The 1,291-nt window shown below is 41.7% G+C and carries 3 protein-coding genes; 1 reads left to right on the forward strand and 2 read right to left on the reverse strand.

Annotation, left to right across the window (positions count from 1 at the left end):
- Positions 1–17: 17 nt before the first annotated feature.
- A complete protein-coding gene (locus WH5701_RS16320) occupies positions 18–185 on the forward strand; it encodes a thermonuclease family protein (protein WP_255346376.1) in 168 nt (55 codons plus the stop codon).
- A gap of 16 nt (positions 186–201) precedes the next feature.
- On the opposite strand, the gene WH5701_RS17850 is transcribed toward WH5701_RS16320, so the two are convergent.
- Entirely contained in the window at positions 202–360 is a 159-nt protein-coding gene (locus WH5701_RS17850) for a hypothetical protein (RefSeq protein WP_006169881.1), read from the reverse strand.
- Between the two features lie 131 nt (positions 361–491).
- Positions 492–1,291 (reverse strand): helicase associated domain-containing protein (locus WH5701_RS16325; RefSeq protein WP_198005104.1); only part of this gene is annotated, 800 nt, incomplete at its 5' end.

A 1,291-nucleotide genomic window follows, 5' to 3' on the forward strand; every position in this document is an offset into this window, starting at 1 on the left:
GCGACTATCTGAGGGAACTGGTAGTTGGTCGCAAGATCACCATTCGGCGTATTACCACTGATCGTTATGGACGAACCGTGGCAGAGCTCTTTGTAGATGGATCCAATGTCCAGCAACAGCTAGTAGCAAGTGGACACGCCTCGATCTATTGGCGTTATGCAGATCAATGTCCCTGGATCCGGTAGCGCTGCAAAGAAGGATTCAGTCCTTACCTTCAACAGGTTCCTTCGTCATCCAGTCGAGGAGGCGGTCAATGACCTCACCTTTACTTTTCAGCCCCCACTGCTTACGACGTCCTTCAATGGCTGCTGATAGCTCAGGCGTGATGCAGATAGTCGTCATCTTCCTGACGCTGGTCATGAGGTGCTCCTGAGTAGTAATTAAATGATGCTGCTTAATGCAAGCGAGGCAAGGAAGATCAAACGAGGTGCTTTTAATGGACTTAATTTCTTTTCAGAAAACCAGTTTCGAACTTTTATTCCGTTATTTTGTTATTTACCGCATCCCCGCGGTGGGTCCCAGATGAATCCAATTTTATCAAGAAGTTGGATGCGCTCTTGTGATAATTGATCTACCCTCTTTGTTCTTCGTTGAGTTCTAACCCAAGTTCCAAGTGTTGGATGTTTATCGGGAACTTTGGCATCACCATTGTGATTAATATATTTTTTGAGAAGTTGGTACTTTTCTTGCCATCTTTCTTCTCTTACACCCCAGATGAAACCAATTTTATCAAGAAGTTGGATTCGTTCTTCTGATAATTTCCCTTCCTTTCTTTCAGATCTCTGCGAACGACACCATACCCTAAGTACTGAATGATTGGAAACTTCATTACTGCCATTATGCTCAATGAAGTTCTTAAGTTCTTGATATTTTTTTTGCCAAGGTTCTGCAAATGGTTCCCATATGAAACCAATATCATTCAGCATTTGTATCTGATCTTCCGACAACTGTCCATTTTTCCTCTTTGATCTCTGCTTTTTAACCCATCTCCCAAGTACTGGATAATTTTCAGAAACTCTTATACTCCCATTGTCCTCTGTATATTGCTTTAGTTCTTGACATCTTATTTTCCATAAATCTGCGAATGGATCCCATGAGAATCCAAGAATGTTAAGAAGTTGAATTCGTTCTTCTTGTAACTTGTCTCTTTTCTTGTGTAATCGTTGCACCTCCACCCATCTTCCGAGTTCTGGATGAGTTTGGGGAACTAAAGCATTGCCATTCACCTCAATATATTGCTTAAATTGACCATACTTTTCCATCCAGTTCTCTGTCGTTTCTCTTACAAGTA

It is taken from the genome of Synechococcus sp. WH 5701 (assembly GCF_000153045.1).
Lineage (GTDB): Bacteria > Cyanobacteriota > Cyanobacteriia > PCC-6307 > Cyanobiaceae > Regnicoccus_A > Regnicoccus_A antarcticus.